General features: G+C 36.6%; 12 protein-coding genes, 1 tRNA gene and 2 pseudogenes. 6 read left to right on the top strand and 9 right to left on the bottom strand.

Annotation, left to right across the window (positions count from 1 at the left end; translation table 11 throughout):
* The first annotated feature begins 296 nt into the window (after positions 1–296).
* Positions 297–2,000 carry a helicase HerA-like domain-containing protein gene (locus BZK16_RS12685; protein WP_077929267.1) on the top strand — a complete coding sequence of 568 codons (1,704 nt, stop codon included), beginning with the start codon at positions 297–299 and terminating at the stop codon, positions 1,998–2,000.
* 6 nt (positions 2,001–2,006) lie between these two features.
* On the opposite strand, the gene BZK16_RS12680 is transcribed toward BZK16_RS12685, so the two are convergent.
* The 5 genes from BZK16_RS12680 to BZK16_RS12660 form a co-directional block, all read right to left on the bottom strand.
* Positions 2,007–3,017, bottom strand: coding sequence for a glycosyltransferase family 2 protein (locus tag BZK16_RS12680; RefSeq protein ID WP_077929294.1), 1,011 nt, complete (start codon positions 3,015–3,017; stop codon positions 2,007–2,009).
* 160 nt (positions 3,018–3,177) lie between these two features.
* The gene (gene purB, locus BZK16_RS12675) at positions 3,178–4,545 is read right to left on the bottom strand and encodes an adenylosuccinate lyase (RefSeq protein ID WP_077929266.1); all 1,368 of its coding nucleotides are present in this window, start codon (positions 4,543–4,545) and stop codon (positions 3,178–3,180) included.
* A 2-nt stretch (positions 4,546–4,547) separates the two neighbouring features.
* Positions 4,548–4,946: a DUF423 domain-containing protein gene (locus BZK16_RS12670; RefSeq protein WP_077929265.1), complete on the bottom strand. Its 399-nt coding sequence runs from the start codon at positions 4,944–4,946 to the stop codon at positions 4,548–4,550.
* A gap of 3 nt (positions 4,947–4,949) precedes the next feature.
* Positions 4,950–5,306, bottom strand: coding sequence for an ArsC/Spx/MgsR family protein (locus BZK16_RS12665; RefSeq protein ID WP_077929264.1), 357 nt, complete (start codon positions 5,304–5,306; stop codon positions 4,950–4,952).
* A gap of 3 nt (positions 5,307–5,309) precedes the next feature.
* Complete coding sequence (locus BZK16_RS12660; RefSeq protein ID WP_077929263.1) at positions 5,310–6,866, bottom strand: UvrD-helicase domain-containing protein; 1,557 nt, start codon at positions 6,864–6,866, stop codon at positions 5,310–5,312.
* Positions 6,867–8,155: 1,289 nt separating this feature from the next.
* On the opposite strand from BZK16_RS12660, the gene BZK16_RS12650 reads away from it, so the two are divergent.
* On the top strand, positions 8,156–10,705 hold the full coding sequence (locus BZK16_RS12650) for a PilC/PilY family type IV pilus protein (protein ID WP_143691183.1): 2,550 nt from the start codon (positions 8,156–8,158) through the stop codon (positions 10,703–10,705).
* A 57-nt stretch (positions 10,706–10,762) separates the two neighbouring features.
* Positions 10,763–11,623 (top strand): annotated as a pseudogene (locus BZK16_RS12645) (glutathione S-transferase family protein); the annotation flags it as partial.
* A gap of 71 nt (positions 11,624–11,694) precedes the next feature.
* On the opposite strand, the gene asd reads toward BZK16_RS12645, so the two are convergent.
* The 4 genes from asd to BZK16_RS12625 all read right to left on the bottom strand — a co-directional run bounded on the left by asd (position 11,695) and on the right by BZK16_RS12625 (position 15,380).
* Positions 11,695–12,804 carry an aspartate-semialdehyde dehydrogenase gene (gene asd / locus BZK16_RS12640; RefSeq protein WP_077929259.1) on the bottom strand — a complete coding sequence of 370 codons (1,110 nt, stop codon included), beginning with the start codon at positions 12,802–12,804 and terminating at the stop codon, positions 11,695–11,697.
* A gap of 69 nt (positions 12,805–12,873) precedes the next feature.
* Complete coding sequence (leuB, locus tag BZK16_RS12635) at positions 12,874–13,944, bottom strand: 3-isopropylmalate dehydrogenase (RefSeq protein ID WP_077929258.1); 1,071 nt, start codon at positions 13,942–13,944, stop codon at positions 12,874–12,876.
* Between the two features lie 16 nt (positions 13,945–13,960).
* Positions 13,961–14,416, bottom strand: coding sequence for a dUTP diphosphatase (gene dut, locus BZK16_RS12630; RefSeq protein WP_077929257.1), 456 nt, complete (start codon positions 14,414–14,416; stop codon positions 13,961–13,963).
* 10 nt (positions 14,417–14,426) lie between these two features.
* Positions 14,427–15,380, bottom strand: coding sequence for an NAD-dependent epimerase/dehydratase family protein (locus BZK16_RS12625; RefSeq protein WP_077929256.1), 954 nt, complete (start codon positions 15,378–15,380; stop codon positions 14,427–14,429).
* A gap of 178 nt (positions 15,381–15,558) precedes the next feature.
* On the opposite strand from BZK16_RS12625, the gene glmM reads away from it, so the two are divergent.
* The 3 genes and pseudogenes from glmM to BZK16_RS12610 form a co-directional block, all read left to right on the top strand.
* Positions 15,559–16,866 carry a phosphoglucosamine mutase gene (gene glmM / locus BZK16_RS12620; RefSeq protein ID WP_077929255.1) on the top strand — a complete coding sequence of 436 codons (1,308 nt, stop codon included), beginning with the start codon at positions 15,559–15,561 and terminating at the stop codon, positions 16,864–16,866.
* A gap of 12 nt (positions 16,867–16,878) precedes the next feature.
* Positions 16,879–16,955 (top strand) — tRNA-Arg (locus BZK16_RS12615).
* Between the two features lie 307 nt (positions 16,956–17,262).
* A pseudogene (locus BZK16_RS12610) lies at positions 17,263–17,598 on the top strand (deoxyribonuclease I); the annotation flags it as partial.

Genomic DNA, 17,598 nt, shown 5'->3' with positions numbered 1-17,598 from the left:
CACAAAANATTTTCTTTTTGGCATATCGTCCATAAGTATTCTTATTGTTATCTTATGGTTATTAATCATATTTTGGCCAAGCTAAGCTCTACTAAACAGATATATTAAATGACACAAAAATTTATGAAATCCAAATAAACCCTAGCATTTTAGCTGGGGTTTATTTTTATGGGCGCTCATGCTAATGTGAAATACTAAGCATAAATATTAATGGGCGGATCAAAGATAATAATTTAAATACCAGATATCTTTGTTGTTTTTTCATGTATCTCACAATATCAATATAGAAGAAGATTATGACAGAAAAATTCAGTGAAAAATTCTTAGAAGGTTATACCTGCAAAGGTGATTACATCACGATTGGCGCTGCTAAGTTGGATCAAGATATATTGGCTGATCATTTTGTGAATATCCCATTAAAAACGATTAATCGACATGGTTTGATCGCAGGTGCAACGGGTACTGGGAAAACAAAGACGATTCAGGTTTTATCTGAGCAATTGTCAGCAAAAGGCATTCCTGTATTGATGATGGATATCAAAGGGGATTTCAGTGGTATTGCAGAAAAAGGTGTAGAAAACGATTTCATCAGAGATCGCCATAGCAAGATGAATCTACTTTTTAAAGTGGATAGTTTTCCTGTCGAATTGATGTCAATTTCTGAACAAAATGGCGTGAGATTGCGTGCAACTGTGACTGAATTTGGCCCAGTTTTATTCAGCAGAATTTTAGATTTAAATGATACGCAAACAGGTATTGTTTCACTCATTTTTAAATATTGTGAAGATCATCAGCTGCCATTATTGGATCTGAAAGACTTTAAAAAAGCATTGCAGTATTTGACCAATGAAGGCAAAAGTGAGATTGAAAGCGAATATGGTCGTATTTCTTCCTCATCAACTGGCGCAATTATTCGTAAAATTATCGAATTAGAACAGCAAGGTGCGGATCTATTTTTTGCTGAGCCTGCTTTTGATGTGCGTGATCTAATGCGTGTGGATGAACGAGGCTATGGTTATGTGAATATTTTGCGTTTAACTGATATACAAGATAAACCCAAGTTATTCTCAACATTCATGTTGAATTTATTATCTCAGGTTTATGCCCAAATGCCAGAGCAGGGTGATAGCGGACAACCTGAGTTAGTAATCTTCATTGATGAAGCGCATTTGATCTTTAGTGAAGCAAGTAAAACATTGTTGAATCAAATTGAAACTATTGTGAAATTGATTCGCTCAAAAGGCATTGGTATTTATTTCATTACGCAAAACCCCACAGATATTCCCAATGGCGTTTTGGCGCAATTGGGGCTGAAAATACAGCATTCACTCCGCGCATTTACAGAAAAAGATCGTAAGGCCATTAAAACAGCCTCAGAGAACTTTCCTGCAACGGAATTCTATACAACCAATGAAATCATTACTTCTATGGGAACAGGCGAAGCATTGGTGACGGCATTGAATGAAAAGGGCATTCCAACGCCACTTGTGGTTTGTGTGATGCGAGCGCCGGCAAGTCGAATGGATATTTTATCGAAAGAGGAAATTGATGGATTGATTAATCAATCATCGCTTGCCAAAAAATATAATCAAACTATTGATCGTGAAAGTGCTCATGAAATGCTAANAAAGGGCATTCCAACGCCACTTGTGGTTTGTGTGATGCGAGCGCCGGCAAGTCGAATGGATATTTTATCGAAAGAGGAAATTGATGGATTGATTAATCAATCATCGCTTGCCAAAAAATATAATCAAACTATTGATCGTGAAAGTGCTCATGAAATGCTAACGGCTAAATTGGAAAAACTATCACAGCAAACGGAGCAATCTCAAGTTACGACAAGTGACTCTAAATCATCAACACCAAAGGCAAATAAATCAGCAGAGAGCACATTCATGAAAAGCATGATTAAACTTGTGACGAGTGCAACTTTTATTCGGGGCGTTTTTAATCTGCTCAATAAGATTTTGTCAGGTAATAGTAAAAGCCGACGCAGGTAAATCGAACTAGCCGAAAATTTTTGCCAACAGTTTTGCTAATCCTAACTGACCATTGAGAAATGCTTTGATCACCAAGCGATTAGCAAAGCTTAAATGGTTAAGATTGATGATTTTTTCATCGATAAGCTTTTTGAAATTACGTTGAGCAACTGGAATTAATTGATCTCTCAATTCTTTGCCTTTCGTTTTACGGATGATCTTACTTACGATCATACGATAAGCATCATTGGCCATTTGTTGTTTAAACAAAGTATCCACTTGTGATGGGATATTGTTACCAATAATGAAGTAATCATAAGTGTGCTTTAAACGTGTTGTGGCATCGTTTAAGTAACGTTCTGCACGCAAACCTGATGTTACGCTTGCTTCGTGGCGGCGATAGAAATAGAGTGGTAAATCAATCTTTCCGAAATGATTAGTTTTTGCATACAATTGCAATGCATACATATAATCATCTTCATAAAAGATATCTTCATAAAAGCGGAGCTCTTTGTAGCGATCATAGCGATAAAGCTTATTCCAGGCAGGTGAATCTGGCGATTGGCTATCACGTTTTAAAAACAGTTCCAAAGCATTATTGTGCTCTATAATTGCAATGTTTTGAGCATCATATTTTTGATCTTTGATTTCAGAAACATTGCCAAATGTGAATTTATTGAATGCAACAAAATCTAATTCTGATTTTTTCTCAATGGCATTGAAGCAGATTTCCATTGTTTGCGGATGTAATAAATCATCACCATCCATAAACATGAAGTATTCGCAATCACTCATATTTTCAATGCCAACATTACGAGAATGGCAGGGTGATCCATAATTTTTCTCATTTTGTATCGTGATGAAACGATCATCATTGACAGCAAATTGTTGTAGTTTCTCAAAAGTATCATCCGTTGATCGATCATCCACACAAATGCATTTAAAATCCGTGAAAGATTGGTTTTTAATTGAGTTTAAACATTCTTCAACGTAATGACTTAAATTATAAAAAACGACGATGATGCCAATTTTCTTCATGGATATGCCCAAGTAATCTGAATGAATATCCATTATAGTCGAATCACTATAAAACTACTGCCAATATTAATTTCTTCCTACGGGAGAAATTGAGTAAATATGATAAAAAAACCACATCAAGATCATTGATGTGGTTTTGGTTAATGCTCAGTAAACAGGATTAGATCTTTTTCGCTAATTCAACTGCTTTACCAATATAGTTGTGTGGCGTTAATTTTTTCAATTCCACTTTCACATCTTCAGGCATTTCTAAGGAATCGATGAATACAGATAATTTTTCTGCACTGATTTTTTGTCCACGTGTTAATGCTTTCAATTTTTCATATGGAGATTCGATGTTATAACGGCGCATCACCGTTTGGATTGGTTCCGCCAATACTTCCCAGTTCAAATCTAAATCTTTGCTGATGATCGCTTCGTTCACTTCTAATTTGCCTAAACCTTTTTGTAAGCTCTTATATGCAATCAAAGTGTAACCAAATGCTGAACCTAAGCTACGCAATACTGTTGAGTCGCTCAAGTCACGTTGCCATCTTGAGATTGGTAATTTTTCTGCAAAGTGAATGAATAATGCGTTAGAAATACCAAAGTTACCTTCAGCATTTTCAAAGTCGATTGGGTTAACTTTGTGTGGCATTGTAGAAGAGCCCACTTCGCCTTCGATTACTTTTTGTTTGAAGTAACCCAAGCTAATGTAACCCCAAATATCACGCGCTAAATCGATCATGATTGTGTTTGAACGGCTCATGATGTGAGATAACTCAGCCACATAATCATGTGGTTCGATTTGCGTTGAGTAAGGCATGAAGCTTAAACCTAAATGATTGATCACTAAGTTTTGTGCATGCGCTTCCCAATCAACGGCAGGATATGCAACCATGTGCGCGTTGTAGTTACCCACAGCACCATTGATTTTGCCGAAGAATTCAAATTTTTCTAATGCTTTGAATTGGCGCTCTAAACGGTAAACAACGTTTGCCATCTCTTTGCCCAATGTTGATGGCGTTGCTGATTGACCATGTGTACGTGACAATAATGGGATTTCAGCAAATTGATGTGCCATTGAACGCAATGTTGCGATGATCGCTGATAATTCAGGTTTCACAACATTGTTGATGCTTTCTTTTAACATCAAAGCATAAGACAAGTTATTGATGTCTTCTGATGTACATGCAAAGTGGATGAATTCAGAATATTCTGCAATTTCAGGCACTGCTTTGAATGCATTCTTCAACCAATATTCAACAGCTTTTACGTCGTGATTTGTTGTTTTTTCAATTTTTTTAACAGCTTTAGCATCTTCTGGTGAGAAGTTTGCATAGATGTCACGCAATTTTTGTACATCTTCTTTGGAAAAAGATGGTACTTCAGGAATGCCCGCATTTTCTGACAATGCGATGAACCATTCAATTTCAACAGTGATACGCGCTTTAACCAAGCCATATTCACTCATGATGCTTTGTAATGGTGATGTCTGTCTTGAATAACGTCCATCGAGTGGAGAGAGTGCAGTAATTGCATCCAACATATTTAAGCCCCTTTAGGAATAACAATGTTTGAAGAAGATTTGAAACAACCAATGAAAACCAATAACCACGCAGCCATGAATGAAACGCCACCAATCGGTGCGATCATGCCAAACATTTTAATGTTCGTGAGTGCGATGGTATATAAACTGCCAGCAAAACAAAAAATGCCAATCGTGAATAATAGATTGGCAATCAAGAAATAACGTGATGTTTTAAAGAAATATGCTGCAAGTGTTGCGATGATGATCGCCATGCCGTGCGTCATTTGATAATAAGTAGCACGCTCCCACAAACCTAAACCATAACTGTCTAAATAAGGTTTTAAAGCATGCGCACCAAAAGCACCCAACCCAACCGCTAAAGCGCAGAATAATCCACCGATGATAAAGAAGTTACGCATTAATTAATCCTCAAATAGTTCGAATAATACAGTGTGATCAGGGCGGCCAATTTTTGCTTTGTTATTGGGATTAACTAAAATAGGGCGTTCCATGAGCTGAGAGTTTTGAGATAAGAATTCTAATTTTTGATCCAATGTCCAACCATCCCATTGTTCACTAATTGCTAAGAAACCTTCTTCTTTTTTACGAACCATCGCTTCAATATCGTTGTTCAGTTGTGCACATAGGGTTTTTAAATCATCAACAGAAGGTGGATTTTCAATATAATTGATGATTTGAAACTCAACGCCTTTATCCTTCAGAAGATCAAAAGCTGCATTGGATTTAGAGCAATTGCTATTGTGATAAATAGTCCACATGATTCATTTCCTTCCAATATTGTAAAACTCTTGCAGATAATTCACTCGCACTTTCGGATTCATGATCTTAATGTGTGGCAATTGAGGGAAATCCTTCGGCAACATATTCTCTGCAATGTAAATGGTATGTTTCGCACGCGTAATCGCGACATATAATAGATTAATTTCTTCGATAATTTTTAGATTTTGCAATGAATCTGCATTTTTGGATAAACGTTTCACTTCATCTTCAGTGATGAAATCTTCTACAAGATAGACTTCATCGTATTCTAAACCTTTGCTACGATGCACAGTGGAAAAGAGTAGATCAGCAGTTTCTTTATCTTCTTTGGTAACCAAACGATCTTTTAATTTTTTCATTACACCAAAGATTTTAGCGCCGTATAAACGCACTAATTCTATGAGCATTTTTAACTGTGCATCATTCGTTTCTTCTGCATACTCTTCCAAGGATTCTAAGTTCTCAAAGGATTTAATCATTGGGCTGTGAATCTTATCAATTTTGCCCAAATGCAGATTCACAACATCATATAAAGATGTACCTTCTTCTGTATGTGTATAAGCATGAATGCTGCCTTCAAAATAGATAGAACCTGTTAAAGAAGGATCATGAATGTAACGAATCGCTTCACGGAGTAAACCTAAATTGGTTCGCCCTAAAACAATTTTTTGATGCTTGTTATCAGTTGCGCCAACGCCTTCAATGGTTAAATCATCTTTAATGTGCAAGTAGCTTTTCCATTCCAAAATAGATTCTGCCAAAAGGGCAATGTCCGAATGGAAGCGGAAACTTTTTGTTAAAGGAAATGTTGTAAAGTCTGTTTCTTCTAAGGCATTCACAGCATGGCGCCAGCCATAAATTTGCTGATGAAGATCGCCGACAATCATTTTTTTGGCAGGTTGCTTTAAGAAAATATCCAACATTACTGAAGATGCATCTTGCCCTTCATCAAAGAAAATATAATCGTAAGGTAGGTTAGGGCGCACTAATTGAAACTTTTTGAGATAAAAATCATGAGTGATTTCGATCTCTGCTTGGTTCATTTTGCGAATGAAGGTTCTTGTATAATCCACTATTTCTGAATAATTCATTTTCACAAAAGCTTTGGCTTTATCATCACTCAATAGGCTAAAGTAATCGAGTTCATCAGCACTTTTGACAGAGCTATTGCAATAGAAACGAAGTAACTTATCAATATGATGCGCAAAGAGATAAGCCCGTTGAATTGGCATGGATGATTGCAACTCCAAAACATTCACAGTTTCAGGAATAGAATAACCATTATTTTTAAGCTGATAACCACCACGACGCACAATGTAACGAAATGCCAATGAATGAGCTGTTTCTACAGTGACATTATACAAGCCAGCTTGCTGAAATCGCAGAATAGCTTCTTGTTTAACAGTTTGGTTAAAGGCTAAATAGAGAATTTTTGCATCATTGGGACGAGATTTTGCGTATGCGACGATCGTTGTCGTTTTACCGGAACCGGCAACGGCATTGACTTTTAAATTAGCATCAATTGCAAGAATGGCATCTTGCTCTGGAGTTAGCTTCATTGCGATAGGCTGATCATCATGAGTTGCAAAAATGAAAAACGTTATTCTATCAAAGATATGAAAGCTATGCTGATATAGTTCTGTAGGTAATGGAAAAGATCATCGAAAAGTTAAAGATATTCAGTTAATGATTTTTACCAAATGATTTGATTTAAATTATATAATAGTTAACAGCTTGGTTATAAGTATATCGTAAGATATGTATAGAAATGATAAAATTACAAGAATTATGTTTAAGTTGAGGCGATTATGCAAAAATTAAAAATAGCACCATTAGCACTGAGTATTTTAGTGGCGACTATGCCAGAATTGGCACAGGCTAATCAGTCCAAAACGCCTTATTTAGCAAACCCTGTTGCTTTACATCGTTATATCAATAAGGTTGTGCCAAATGTAGCAATCATTGTTGATAACTCAAATATCATGCAAGCAAGTATTCCTAAAAGAACAGGGCCTACTTCAAATGATGCAAGGCAAATTGATGTTGTTAAAGCTGCATTGCTCAATGTTTATCCTGATACTTATAATAAATTAGATTTAGCGCTCATGTCATTAAGTGATGTAGCTAAAGATATGCATTGGAAAATTGATAGTAGTGCACCTACAGGGTTTACATATGCTGTTGGCACTGGCAATAATAATATTAATGACAATACAGATAATATTTATAATTATGCACCTGAGTTTAATGGGCAATTACAAAGGTCTTTAGGTTCAGGTAATGGTCAGCCAAGATTAGGATTCAATGCTTATAAAAGCGCATCCCTTGTGAAAGTACAAACATATCAGAAAGAACTACCAGGTTTAGGAGAGAAGCAAAAGTATGATATGGGCTTATCTTTGCTTGTGCCTTTAATGACAGATATGTATAAAAAAATCTCTCACTTTACGCCAGCAGAAGTACAAGATTATCAAGACAACTTAGATTTACTCACAAAAACTATGACTTTGAGCCAAGGCGATTTGAATGATGTTTATCCTAATGCAATTGATTATTTAGAAAACAATATTAAATATCGATGTCAAGATAGTTATGTGGTAATTATCACTAATGACTTAGAAGAATTAACTCAGGATAAGATGCTAGAAACAGCAAAAAAATATGCAAAAACTCATCCTAAATCTAGTAATAGTAGGGATTTAGAAGGCTATTATTACAATCAATCTGATTTTCCTAATCAGTATATTAAGACCTATTTATTATCTATTAGAAATTCGGAACGTAATAATAATGAACGAGGGGAGGATTTTTTANAAACAATATTAAATATCGATGTCAAGATAGTTATGTGGTAATTATCACTAATGACTTAGAAGAATTAACTCAGGATAAGATGCTAGAAACAGCAAAAAAATATGCAAAAACTCATCCTAAATCTAGTAATAGTAGGGATTTAGAAGGCTATTATTACAATCAATCTGATTTTCCTAATCAGTATATTAAGACCTATTTATTATCTATTAGAAATTCGGAACGTAATAATAATGAACGAGGGGAGGATTTTTTATTATTAGAAAAATTTAGAACATATTCTGGAGGCCCTGCTGTAGATGCGGCATATGCTAAAGATGTATTGTTATATCTACAAGAGTTTGTGCATGAAATGATACCTAAAACTGAGTTTCAGGGAACTGCTCCTGCTGTATATATAAACCCTAATAATACTGATCAGCAGATGTGGATTCATGCTTCTTCTAACCCTAAAGGTTGGAGTAGTGAACTTAAATTTAGAGAAAGTATTAACGATAAAGATTATACGTCTGCAAGATATGCCAATGGGTTTCCTCGAGTGTTTTTAGGAGGTAATAAAGATTTATATATGTTGTCAAATTCGGGTGATCTATATGGCAATATCGTTTCAAAAAATAGATTAACCAATAGAGATTTTGCCTTGGATGGCAAAGAAAATACGCAAGAGTTTATTCATTGGTTAATCGCAGATGGCGATGTTAATGGTAAAGGTAATGGGCTAACAAATGAGAAACATTTGGGTGATGAAGCTTACCCTCAGTATAGAACTCGTTCATATAGTCCTGAGTCAGAAAAAAGATTTTTAGGTGATATCACTAATGACTCAATTGAGATAATGGGTAGCTACAAACCAAGCATTAAAGCACCAGGGATTTTAGCGGTGGCTTCCAATGATGGTATGCTTAAGATTTATCGCGCCAACCCAGTATATAATATCGAACCTGACCCTAATATGCCAGGGCTGGAAGATATATCACAATTAGCTCCCTATATTTATGAGTTTGCATATATTCCAGGGAATGCAAAACGATCAGATGGCTCTACTTTGATGGAAAATTTGAAATATCGTGCAGATCCTCGATATGGTGAAGAATCAATGTACCCTGCCCATGAATATGGCATTAGTGGTCAAATTGCTTATCGCACAACCAATAAGGGACAAACATTTCTTGTCAGCTCTATTGGTCAAGGTGGCTTTGGTGCATTTGCATTAAATGCAGGCGGTGTAGCACACGAAAATTCTAATATTAAACTTGGTTTAGAGGGCTCTGGACATAAAGACTGGGCAACAACTTCATTTTTATGGGATACAAACTCAGATGCATTTGGCGCTGCTAAACAAGGTAGTGATGCCATTGGTCATATTTCAGGTCGTCCTGTAATTTCTCGTATTGCAATGTCTCGCTCAGGAGGATTGCCGAATATGAAAAGTGATGTGCGTTATGTCGCTGTTTTACCATCTGGTGAGTTTGGGGATCAAAATAAAGATTCAGGGCCAACTTTATATATTTATGATGCAATTGGGGTTAACGTTGCATTGGGGAAAAATAAGAAAGATGCAACACCTGGGAAATTGATTAAGAAAGTCACAGCAGAGATTCCTAAAGGTATATCTCTCAAATACAAAAATAGCTTATCTGCACCAACATTGGTGGATTTAACTTTTGATGGTGTCGCAGATGTTGGATATGTTGGTGATTTGAATGGCCATTTATATCGATTAGATCTACGTAGTGATAAGTCTTCCGATTGGAAGTTAGAAATGATTTATGAAGGTAACCATGATCAACCAATTACTCAAGCACCTTCAGTATCTCGTTATGATAGAAAAAATGTTGTCATTTTTGGTACAGGGAGTTACGACAAGAAAGAAGATTTTACTGGGAGTTATGCACAGCAAGCTATTTATGGAATTTTTGAGGATGATAACTTTACAGGATTTAAAGATGGTCCATTGAGCAGTCAAAGCAATTTTTTAGAGCAAACTTTAAGCACTAATATGGATGATGATGCTCGTAGTATTTCCAATAATGAAATAGAGAAAGAGCACGATGGTTGGCGTGTTGCTTTGAGTCGTTCAGCAAATGAAGCATTGTCACAAAAGCCTGTAGTATTCAATGGTACTGTATTTTTACAGACATATGCATTACATGATAAAAGAGCAATGCCAGATAATGCTATGTGTTATCGCCCAGATTTAAGCCCTGATACTTGGTTATTCCAAATCAATGCACGCACAGGTGGCGTTTTAGCTGAGGATACAGATACTCGTTTAGAAGAAATGAGCAGGGAACATGTGATTCAATTTGATAGTGTGATCTTGCCAACATTAAAATTAGTTCGCACTGATGAATCAAGCTCGATGAGTAAAGATGGTGAAATGCAAAATGGTAATGATCGTGATTTTGACTTGATTGAATTAGAATCTTTATCAAGTACGAATTTGCTCAGAAAAGGCCATTATTTAGATGAAGAAGGTGAATGTAATGCAATCATGACAAATGGCATGACTTTAATCTGTCCACCATTTGAAGAAATTTTAGAACCTGGGCGCGTATCTATTATGAAACGTAATGCGCATTACTAAAATAGGAATTTTCAATGACTCAGCAAAATGTAAAAGGTAGTTTTCAGCGTAAAGTAGAGTCTGTTTCGTAACTGGATTACAAAAGATGGAGAATTTGCATTTGAAACAGGCCGTTATCATTTATATGTAAGTTTGGCTTGCCCTTGGGCGAATCGTACTTTGATCATGCGTAATTTGAAAGGATTACAGGATTTTGTTTCTGTGAGTACAGTTCATTGGCGAATGGGCAAAGAAAGCTGGCATTTTGAAAAAGATCAAAATTCTGATGAGGATCCATTGTTTAATGCAAAATTTCTGTACGAATTGTATCGAAAAGTTGATCCTAACTATGAAGAAAATGGCAGAGTTGTGACTGTGCCACTATTGTGGGATAAGAAAACAAATATGGTGGTGAGCAATGAATCGGCTGACATCATTCGCATGTTCAATAGTGCATTTGATGATGTAGGTGCTTTGCAGGGTGATTATTATTCTGAAGCTTTACGTACAGAAATTGATGCAATGAATGATCGTTTCTATCATTCCATTAACAATGGCGTTTATCGTTGTGGTTTTGCAAAGTCACAAGAAGCTTACAATCAAACTTATGAAGAATTATTTGATGCTTTGGATTATTTAGAAATTTATTTAAAGGATAAGCATTACTTAGTGGGTAATCAGTTGACAGAAGCAGATATTCGCTTATTTGTGACATTAATTCGCTTTGATGCTGTTTATTATAGCCATTTCAAATGCAATAAAAAGCAGTTGCGTGATTACCCTGAAATTTGGCGTTATTTACGTGAGTTATATGCGAAGCCTGAATTTGTAGAAACAATTAATTTTTATCATATTAAGTATCATTACTATGAAAGCCATCCATCATTGAATCCAAGTGGCATTGTGCCAATTGGTCCTGAAATTGATTTTAGTTTATAGGTTTATGAATTATGCTTATAAAAAAACCGATCAAAAGATCGGTTTTTTATGGTTCGAACTTATGTAGATAATTAGTTAACTAAAATCATCAACATTCTGCGAACAGGTTCAGCAGCACCCCATAGCAATTGGTCACCAACAGTGAAAGCAGACAAATATTCATTACCCATTTTCATTTTACGTAAACGGCCAACGGGAACTTCCAATGTGCCTGAAACAGCCGCTGGTGTTAATAGTTTCATGGTATCTTCACGGTGATTAGGAATCACACGAACCCAATCATTAGATTCACGAATCATAGTTTCGATATCATCTAAAGGTACATCTTTTGTGAGTTTTAATGTCAATGCTTGTGAGTGACAGCGCATTGCGCCAACACGAACACAAATACCATCCACAGGAACATCACGGCTTGATCCTAAAATTTTATTAGTTTCCACCATGCCTTTCCATTCTTCACGGCTTTGACCATCAGCTAATTCGCTGTCAATCCAAGGAATTAAGTTACCCGCTAAAGGTACGGTGAAGTTATCTTTAGGGAATTGATCTTGTTTTAACAAGTGTGAAACACGGCGATCTATTTCTAAAATTGCTTTTGCAGGAGAGATCAAATCTTCAGCCATTTCATTACCAATGAATTGCATTTGTTGTAACAATTCACGCATATTCTGTGCACCAGCACCAGAAGCTGATTGGTAAGTCATGGATGTTGTCCATTCCACTAAGCCTTCTTTGAATAAGCTACCCAAAGCCATCAACATCAAGCTAACTGTGCAGTTACCACCAACAAAAGTTTTGATGCCATTATTCAAGCCTTGATCAATGTTGTGACGATTGATTGGATCTAAAACAATGATGGCATTATCTTCCATTCTTAAAGTGGATGCAGCATCAATCCAGTAACCTTTCCAACCTGTTAGCTGTAATTTTTCATAAACAGCTTTTGTATAATCGCCACCTTGGCATGTCAAAATAATATCTTGTGCCATCAATGCTTCAATATTGTAAGCATCTTCTAATACATTTTCTTGTGAGCCGCCCATATTAGGTGCAGCACCACCAGAGTCGGATGTCGAAAAGAATGTTGCGTGAATATGTTTAAAATCACCTTCTTCAACCATTCTTTCCATAAGCACAGAGCCAACCATTCCACGCCAACCAACTAAACCTACTTTTTTCATTTTTTGTATCCTTAGTAATGCAATTTCTTGATCTTACCTTTAGGTAAGATCAATATTTGTTTAAATTGATTATGCTTGAAGCTCTGCAATCACTGCATCACCCATTTCTTTACAACCAACCACTGTACTGTTCGCTTGTGCAATATCGCCTGTGCGAATGCCTTTGCTTAATACAGCTTCAATGGCATCATCAATTTCTTTTGCAATTTCAGGGCGATTCAATGTGTATTTGAACATCATGCTTACAGACATAATGGTTGCTAAAGGATTGGCTTTATTTTGGCCTGCAATATCAGGAGCTGAACCATGGCTTGGTTCATATAAACCTTTGTTATTTTCATCTAAAGATGCAGAAGGTAACATGCCAATAGAGCCTGTTAACATTGCAGCTTCATCCGATAAAATATCACCAAAGATATTGCCTGTTAACATTACGTCAAACTGCTTTGGTTGGCGGACTAATTGCATTGCTGCATTGTCCACTAACATGTGTGATAATTTTACATCAGGATATTCTTTGGCAACTTCTGTTACAACATCGCGCCATAATTGTGTTGTTTCCAACACATTCATTTTATCGATAGAACAAACTTGTTTATTGCGTGCTTGTGCTGCTTTGAATGCAACATGTGCAATGCGGCGAATTTCAGATTCAGAATACAACATAGTATTGAAGCCAACTTTTTCACCATTGCGGATTTCGATACCACGAGGATGGCCGAAATAGATATCGCCCGTTAATTCACGCACGATTAAAATATCCAACCCAGAAACTAATTCTTCTTTTAAAGAAGAAGCATGTGCCAATTCTTTGAAAACATGGGCAGGGCGAAGATTAGCAAATAAGTTTAAACCTTTACGAATTGCTAGTAAGCCTTGTTCTGGGCGAACTTCACGAGGCAATGTATCATATTTAGTATCACCCACTGCGCCAAGCAAAACAGCATCTGCTGCGAGTGCTTTGGTTAGGGTTTCATCTGGTAGTGGTTTGCCCCTTTTATCGTAAGCAATACCGCCAATGAGTGCGGTTTCTGTTTCAATGCCAAGTTTATACTTGTCATTCATAACATTTAATACACGAACTGCTTGTTCTGTGATTTCTGGACCAATACCATCACCAGGTAATACTAATACTTTCATTCCTCATCCTTATTGTTTAATTGCGGCCTGTATGACCAAAGCCACCGGCGCCGCGCTCCGATGCTTCAAACTCTTCTACCTCTTGGAAATTCGCTTGGATCACTGGCACGATAATCATCTGTGCTAAGCGCTCGCCAACTTCAATTGTAAAAGCTTTATTGCTACGATTCCAAGCTGAAACCATTAATTCACCTTGATAATCTGCATCAATTAAGCCCACAAGATTGCCAAGTACAATCCCATGTTTTGTACCTAAACCAGAGCGTGGCAATACCATTGCAGCATATGCAGGATCTTTAATGTAGATCGCTATGCCTGTTTTCACAAATGCGCTTTCACCTGGTTGCAACGTTAAAGGCTCATCCAACATTGCACGCAAGTCTAAACCAGCAGAACCGGCAGTTGCATAACTTGGCAGCGGAAATTCATTGCCTAAACGTTTGTCTAAAATTTTGTAATCAACTAATAACACTGTAAATCCTTTAAATAATATTTCTACCTGCGATCATTCTGTCATTTTCATAGCGATCTTGTAGACCATATTTGTACTCAAAGCTCATGACGGATTGGAATGATTGCGGTTCAATATTTAATTGCGATAGATTATTTGTATCTGAAATGCTGTCGACTTTCAAGCTGTTATATTGATTCATTGTAAATGGTGCTTTTGGGAACCATCCTGTGGTCAATGCTAACATATATGCAAAAAAGCTTGGCATCGCGATAACTTTCTTACGACATAGCTGAGAATAACGCATAACATCACGAATCATCTCTAAAAATGTCATAACTTCTGGGCCAACTAAATCATAGGTTTGTTCATGATTTTCTTGTGTCTCTATGATGTTTTCAATAGCTTGTGTCACATCATCAATATAGATTGGTTGGAATTTAGTAAATGCGCCAGGCAGCATAAATAGTGGGCATTTATTGATTAAACGTACCAAATTATCAATGCTTGGTGCTCGGTGACCAAACATAAATGAAGGGCGGATAATGGAAACTTTAATATCACTGTCTTTTAATGTTTCTTTCAGTGCAACTTCACCTTGCCATTTAGTTTCAAAGTAAAGACTACCGCCTTTTTCAGAAACACCTAATGCACTCATGTGCACAAAATGTTTAATATTGGTTTGCTTAGCTAACTCTGCGTAATGCTTAACTAATTCCACATGCGCTTTAGTGGCACGTTTACGATTACCATCCATTGTGCCAATTAAGTTAATGATGATATCTGCATCATGGATGTGATAGAGCATTTCTGCATCAGTTTGTGAATAGCTTTTAAACTTCACAAACTGGAATTGTCGTGTGTCCACTTGTGGATTTTTGTTGCGTGAGAATGCAATGATCGAATTATTCTTATCTCTCGCTAAACGGCTGATGATATGGCTACCTACGTAGCCACTGCCGCCGAGAATGATTATTTTTGACATATACAACTCCTCTAAAAGTAGGAAGGATAACTGATCCATTCTAACCAAAGGGATGCAGGTCGTAAACTGCATATCTAGATATCTCTACATATTTTGACAAGTGATCGGAATATCAATTTTTAGCAAAACAGTATAAAATCAGTCTCACTAAGAAAACTAACAAAATTAAGGAGTCTGCATGCGTCGTTATTTTGGTACTGATGGCGTCCGAGGATTAACAGGGCAAGTTCCTATGACACCAGATTTTATTTTAAGACTGGGTTATGCGGCAGGAAAAACTTTAGCACGCGAAGGTGCACGTGTGTTAATTGGCAAGGATACAAGAATTTCAGGTTATATGTTTGAATCAGCACTAGAAGCTGGTTTAACATACGCAGGTGTAGATGTGGCTTTAACAGGCCCAATGCCAACACCAGCCATTGCATATTTAACGAAAACATTGGATACATCTGTGGGCTGTATGGTTTCAGCTTCACACAATCCTTATTATGATAATGGTGTTAAATTCTTTGGTGAAGATGGTCAAAAATTAGATGATAGCATCGAGTTTGAAATCGAGCGCCAATTAGAAGAACCATTAATTTCAGTAGATCCTGATAAATTTGGTCGTGTGCGTCGTATCACAGATGCCGCAGGCCGTTACATTGAGTTCTGTAAAAGCTCAGCTCGTGATTTGAACTTACGCTGCATGAAGATTGTTTTGGATTGTGCAAATGGTGCAACCTATCATATCGCCCCACATGTATTCACTGAATTGGGTGCAAAAGTTATTGTGATCGGTAATCAACCGAACGGCTTTAACATCAATGATCAAGTGGGTTCAACGCAACCTGCGGCACTTCAGAAGAAAGTATTAGAAGAAAAAGCAGATTGTGGTATTGGCTTTGATGGTGATGGTGATCGTTTAGTAATTGTGGATTCTAAAGGCATTGTTTATGATGGTGATGCGATTTTATATTTGATCGCAACGCATCGTAAAGAAAAAGCAATTGTTGCAACAATCATGAGTAACTTAGGCTTTGAATATGCATTGAAGCAAGAAGGTATTGATTTAATTCGTGCTAAAGTTGGTGATCGTTATGTGTTGGAACAATTAAAGCATCATGGCTTAACGTTAGGTGGTGAAAACTCAGGCCATATCATCTGTATGGATAAACATACAACGGGCGATGGTATCATTGCTGCTTTGCAAGCTTTACAGGCAATTCTTGCTAAAAACATGACAATTCAGGAAGCACTTCAACATATTCCAAAATCTACACAAACATTAATTAATGTGAAAATTGCAGATCGTGATGGCTGGGAAACAGAAGCAGTCACAAATGCGATTGCAATTGTTGAACAACAATTAGGTGATAAAGGGCGAGTATTGATTCGTCCATCAGGTACAGAGCCTGTTGTACGTGTGATGGTGGAAAGTTTTGATGTGAAAGCATCACGTGAATATGCAGAAACACTTGCTAAATTAATTGAAAATCAGAAATAATAATAGAAATATGCCTTGGTAGCTCAGCTGGATAGAGCATTCCCCTCCTAAGGGAAAGGCCGCGTGTTCGAATCACGCCCAGGGCACCAACTTCTTTAAAACATACATAATTTAGCAATATCAGTANNCTAGTATCAGTAAATAATAATTAAAAGACTGAAACAGTGTGCAAATAAAAGATACAGTATAATTGATAAGAAATTTTCATATCATTTTTCTATACTGTTATTGGTTAGGTTGATGATTCTGCATTAGCATTACATCGAACAGCAATGCGTTCATAGTGTGTCATGCGATGTTGATTGAAAAGAAAGTAGCATAGCAAATGTAGCCATCAGAAATGATGGTTCTTTTTTTGTTATCATGCCTTCAAATATTATTAAGTAGGCAATAAGAATGAAAATTATCAAGATATTAATTGTATGCGGTATATTTGCGTCACCTGTTTCTGCAAATGATGTAGAAATTACTCCTCCACAGAACTTTATTGAAGCTAAGGCCGCAGCAGTTCAGAGTATTTATTTTGATACAACCAATGATTTATATTGTGATTGCCCAATTACATGGAGAGGCGTTAAAGGTTCAGGATTAATTGATGTGGAAGCCTGTGGTTATAAAATACGAGAAGATGAAATCAGAGCTAGAAGATTAGAATGGGAACATGTCCTGCCTATCTCTATCGTTGGGAGACAATATCGATGTTGGCAGAATGGTGGTCGTAATAATTGTAGA

Source organism: Wohlfahrtiimonas populi, from assembly GCF_002006795.1.
GTDB lineage: Bacteria > Pseudomonadota > Gammaproteobacteria > Cardiobacteriales > Wohlfahrtiimonadaceae > Wohlfahrtiimonas > Wohlfahrtiimonas populi.
The sequence above is the reverse complement of the archived record's forward strand: the minus strand, read 5'-3'. Positions and strand labels throughout refer to the sequence as shown.

What these genes read in the sequence shown, in the direction of transcription:
- BZK16_RS12680 (WP_077929294.1), bottom strand. Translation starts at nt 3,017, where the DNA reads ATGAAGAAAATTGGCATCATCGTCGTTTTTTATAATTTAAGTCATTAC.
- purB (WP_077929266.1), bottom strand. Translation starts at nt 4,545, where the DNA reads ATGTTGGATGCAATTACTGCACTCTCTCCACTCGATGGACGTTATTCA.
- BZK16_RS12670 (WP_077929265.1), bottom strand. Translation starts at nt 4,946, where the DNA reads ATGCGTAACTTCTTTATCATCGGTGGATTATTCTGCGCTTTAGCGGTT.
- BZK16_RS12665 (WP_077929264.1), bottom strand. Translation starts at nt 5,306, where the DNA reads ATGTGGACTATTTATCACAATAGCAATTGCTCTAAATCCAATGCAGCT.
- BZK16_RS12660 (WP_077929263.1), bottom strand. Translation starts at nt 6,866, where the DNA reads ATGAAGCTAACTCCAGAGCAAGATGCCATTCTTGCAATTGATGCTAAT.
- asd (WP_077929259.1), bottom strand. Translation starts at nt 12,804, where the DNA reads ATGAAAAAAGTAGGTTTAGTTGGTTGGCGTGGAATGGTTGGCTCTGTG.
- leuB (WP_077929258.1), bottom strand. Translation starts at nt 13,944, where the DNA reads ATGAAAGTATTAGTATTACCTGGTGATGGTATTGGTCCAGAAATCACA.
- BZK16_RS12625 (WP_077929256.1), bottom strand. Translation starts at nt 15,380, where the DNA reads ATGTCAAAAATAATCATTCTCGGCGGCAGTGGCTACGTAGGTAGCCAT.
- glmM (WP_077929255.1), top strand. Translation starts at nt 15,559, where the DNA reads ATGCGTCGTTATTTTGGTACTGATGGCGTCCGAGGATTAACAGGGCAA.